The 4652-nt window shown below is 29.8% G+C and carries 4 protein-coding genes; all 4 read left to right on the top strand.

All coding sequences use genetic code 11. The features are described 5' to 3' along the window. The first annotated feature begins 42 nt into the window (after window positions 1-42). Window positions 43-2388, top strand: coding sequence for a tetratricopeptide repeat protein (locus C6H25_RS08435; RefSeq protein ID WP_158653920.1), 2346 nt, complete (start codon window positions 43-45; stop codon window positions 2386-2388). A 43-nt stretch (window positions 2389-2431) separates the two neighbouring features. After that, entirely contained in the window at window positions 2432-3343 is a 912-nt protein-coding gene (locus tag C6H25_RS08430) for a hypothetical protein (RefSeq protein WP_158653919.1), read from the top strand. Between the two features lie 11 nt (window positions 3344-3354). Next, entirely contained in the window at window positions 3355-3981 is a 627-nt protein-coding gene (locus C6H25_RS08425; RefSeq protein ID WP_104748972.1) for a hypothetical protein, read from the top strand. Between the two features lie 18 nt (window positions 3982-3999). Then, the coding region (locus tag C6H25_RS08420; protein ID WP_158653918.1) for a hypothetical protein at window positions 4000-4652 on the top strand (653 nt) is incomplete at its 3' end.

Genomic DNA, 4652 nt, shown 5'->3' with positions numbered 1-4652 from the left:
AAAACGGAGGGGGATTAAGTTTTAGCACTAAAGGAATAAGACATGTTAAAAGGGCATAAAAAATTTTATTCTTCAAGGCGTAAATTTGGTTTAATCAAATATTCTTGCGAAATCAAGCCTTTTGAAAGCCATAGAAAAATTAAAGACTTTTTGAAATCTCTTCATAGTAATGAATATGAAAATGTTGCAAAGCATTACTATTTAGGCATAGGCGTTAAAAGAGATTTAAGAAAGGCTAAAAAATATTTTTTTAAACATAAAAAACAAAGAGATGATGAACACAAAAAAGATGAAAAAGAATATGAAAAAATAGATAATCTCTATAAAGAACAAAATAAATTAAAGATTATAGAATTGAAAAATAAGCGATTAAAAGAGCCGCACAATACAACAATCCTTTTAGAACTAGGGAAAATCTATGCTGATGAACTAGAAAACTATCAACTAGCTATAGAATATTTTAAGCAGACCAAAGAGCCACAAGCCTATTATGAACTCGCAAAAACTTATGAAAGAATGAGAGATAGAGTATTTGATACTGATAAAGAAAAACAGCCTGATTTTAAAAAACTTGCTTTTGAACTTTATCAAAAAGGGGCTAAATTAAATAATGCACCTTGTTGTGTGGCTTTGGCTAATTTCTATCAAAAAGAAGTTTATAGAAGTGAGCGAATGAGTAACGCAGTGATTAAAAAAGCTCAAAAAGTGCTTTTTTACTACCATAGGGCTAAAGATTTAGGCTCTATAGAAGGGCTAGATGGTTTGATGAATGTTTATCGTTATGGTTTAGAAGCTTATGATAGAAAAACAGATGAACATAAAATTATCATTCCTAAAAATGCCAAAAAAGCGATTGAATACGCTAAAAAAGCTCTTTCAAACGCTCAAAATAATAATGAAAATAAAATCGCTAAGTATTACCAAGCTTTGGGAGAAATCTATAGTGAAAATAAGAAAATCCTAGACTATGATAAAGCATTAGAATATTTTTATAAAGAATTAGAGTATTACCCTAAAAAGTTGCGTAGTTCTTGGGATAGTTGCATGCTAGAAATCGCGCAAGTTTATAAGAAAAAGGGGGATTTAAAGAAATTTTTAGAATTGAATTTAGAAGTGTTAGCCTTTTATAACGAGTATCAATATTTTAGGCATTTTGGAATTAAAAGAAGGTATCTAGAAAGATATTATGGCTATAAATCTTTAAGTTCTCTAAAACCACTAGGACATATCATTAGCGTGTGTCATAAGCTTAATTACAATATGGATATTGTTGTTACTTATTTAGAGGGCGTGGCAAATGAATATTCATACTTTGAAGATTACAAGCTTTTAGGTGGGATTTTTGAATACGCCAAAGGTGTAAATATGGATTTAAAAAGAGCGTTAGCCTACTACCAACAAGGCATTAAAACCTTTTGCAAACCAAAAGAAAGGAAAAAATTACAAGCCTGTGAAAAAAGGGTGCTAGAAAAAATCAAGAGATTAGAAGAAGCCAAAAGAAAATGCTTTAGTGGTGGGTGGATGTCTGGCTCTGGTGCTTTAGTGTTTATAGTGGGGCGAGCTAAGCGTTTCCAAACTGAAAAGCTACGCCTAGAATGGCTTAAAAAGGAAAGACCTAGAGATTACATAATTGATATGGCACAACTAGAATATAATAGAGTTGCTTTAAAAGAGGAGTGTATTAATAAGCTTATTAAAGCATTGATTATAGGGCGTAAAATCAATCCTAAAAATCAAGAAAGCGTTTCTAAAGAACAAATTATAGAATTTAAAAAAGCTCTTTATGACAAACTCAAAACGCACTTAAGTGTGCCTTTAACTGAAAGAATGTCTAAAGGGCTTAGAGAATATGGCACAATTTTGGGGCAAAAATACGCTACCAAAAGTTTAAGCGAAACAGACGCTAAGATCATCATAGATTTTTATAATAATGAATGCGTCAAATTGAATCAAAAAATGCCCCCTATTATCATAGATAAAGAGCTAGGCTTATTAACTATCCAAAATAAGCCCACTAAAAACATACCCCTTAAAACTAATCATTATATCTATGCCGTGTATCAACGAGTGAATTTCTATGAAATGTCGCAAAATAGATTAGAAAAAGAAGAGTTTAATGAAAAGATGTATGAAAGAGACCTTTTTATTAAGGTCAATGGTTCAACATCTTTGCATGATAATAAACCCCTTTATAGCCTTTCTATCGCCCCATGTTTAAATAAAGCTAAGTTGAAATTATGGGATTATTTCTTTGATAGCACCAAGCTTTTAAGCTACGCCGAACAAGTCATAATGGATGCGCATCAAAATTTGATTGCTTTAAGAAATAGCGCTAAATACGCTAAAGATTTGCATGTAAATACTGATACGCCATTGTATGAGATTTAAAAAAGGATAGAAAAATGTGGGATGGGATAGTGTTATTAGGAATATGAAAAAAAGAACTGAAGTTTATCAAAAAGCCTTACAAGATTTAGAAACTTTAAAAGAAACCAACAAAGAAGAGTTTGTCAAAAAGATTGCTTTTTTTGAAACAAACCATGCAGAACGCCAAATAAAAGCATTAGAAAAGACCATACAATATGCTATTGAAGTAGATAGTCTATGGCATCAAAAAGTTATAGAAAATCCAACGCAATATAAAAAAGCTCTATATGAAAAGCTACAAACGCATAGAAGTGTGCCTATGTTTGAACGCACCAAAAATTACAAGCTTTGTGCTACAGATTTTGGTATCAAATTATTTGAAAACGCTTTAAGTAAAGATGATATAAGCAATTTTATAGAATTTCATAATATTTGCGATGAAAAACGAGCCAAAATAATTCCATATGAAAAACCAAAGCCTATTGTATTAGATGAAAAACTAGGGTTATTAAGCATATCAGGTAAGAAAATTCCAAAAAATAAAAATTATAAAAAACTTGACAAAGTAAGCATTGATAAACATGGGCATTTTGCGGTGTATGAAATTTTTGGCAAGGTTTATAATTATCAAGCTAGTTTTAGATGGGAATTTTATGATTTAGAATGCTCTGTTTTGTTTGAAGAAGATAGTTACAAAAGAATGTTGTATGACTATATTGAATATATCAATAACAATGTGTATGAATATAACGAAAATAAAGAAAATCAATTTTGCTATAGCGATGCAGGAAGACACATTACAATCACCCCCTTTGAAGAAAGCCTTTGGGATTATTGTTTTGATAAAAACAAGGTTTTAAACTATAAGGAACAAATCATTTATGATTTATTGCAAAACCTTATAGCCTTAAGAAATAGCGCTAAATACGCTACACATTTACATATAGACAAAGACACACCATTATATGAAATTTAAAGGACTTAGTGATGATACGCACACACCATAGTTTTATCAATTCTCAAGCGTTTCAAAAATCTCAAATAGAGCGTTATCATAAAACACTCAAAGATACTGACAGGAAAAAATATAACGCTATGGTTTTTAAAAAAGAACAAGCCATAATTGAGGGCTTAGAAAAAAATCTAAAAAATATCACACAAAGCATAAAAGATTTAAATTCTAAAAATGCTTTTGAAATCCCCTTAAAAGAATGTATAGAGTTGCTTTATTTAGTGGCGTATGACAAAAATTTAAACCCTAAACAACAAGCGACTTTAAAAAGATTTAGCACCCCTTTAATGCTAGAATATCTTAATCATAAAAAATCTCATATTAGAGAAAGTAAATACTCTTATATCACGCAAGCCCTAAGACAGCTCTATCAAAATTATTATATACATACAATTAGATTAAATGCCTATTGTTTTGATGAAAATTTTTATAAAAACTACTATCAACCCATGCCTTTATTAAAGCCTATTTTGAGCCTAACGCACAACATAGAACAAAAAGAGCTTTTAAAAAAGCTTTTTACTCAAGATTTTATCGCACAACAAATGGAAGAAATAAAAGAGCGTATAGAGATTTTAAAACTCATGCATTTAATGAAGTAAAAAATTAAAGGAATAATAGTGAATGGCATAATGATAACAGCATCTAAAGAATATAGAAAATATATGGAGGTTAAATTTCAAGTCTTTAGCGAAAAAAGACAACACATTATAGACAACTTGCATGCTTACAAAGAGCAACTTGACAAGGCTAAAAAAGAGCTAATAGAATTTGTAATTAAAAGAGTAGATATTCTATCCTTAAAACAAGATATTTTAGGGGAATATGAAAATAATAACGCATTTTTTAAACGCTTGAAAACTTGTCAAAGTATAACTTTAAAACATCGTTTCAGTGTGTTTAACGCCCTTAATAGCAAGGCAAAATTAAACGCTAAAGAACAAGGCATTTTACAAAGTTTTGGTTCATTGTATTTTATAGAAAACGCCTTTAATCTTACAACAAAAGAAGAAAAAGATTTTATTGTATTTTTGAATAAAGCATGCCATAGATTTGTAAGAGATTGTCAAAACTTAGAAAAAATCATTGGAGATAAAAATATTCTTATCAACATGGTTGTTTGGAATGATAAGAATAGCATGTATTATAAGGATTTGCTTGGTTCAAAAACTTTTATTTTCACACCCATAATCAATACTATAGAACAACGCTTTTTATCCAAAAAGCTTTTTAAACAAGATTTAATTTTAAGCATTAACGAGCAACAAGTCTT

The organism is Helicobacter cetorum, from assembly GCF_900198405.1.
Taxonomy (GTDB): Bacteria; Campylobacterota; Campylobacteria; order Campylobacterales; family Helicobacteraceae; genus Helicobacter; species Helicobacter cetorum_C.
Note: the sequence above shows the minus strand (reverse complement) of the source record. Positions and strands in the feature narration are given on the sequence as shown.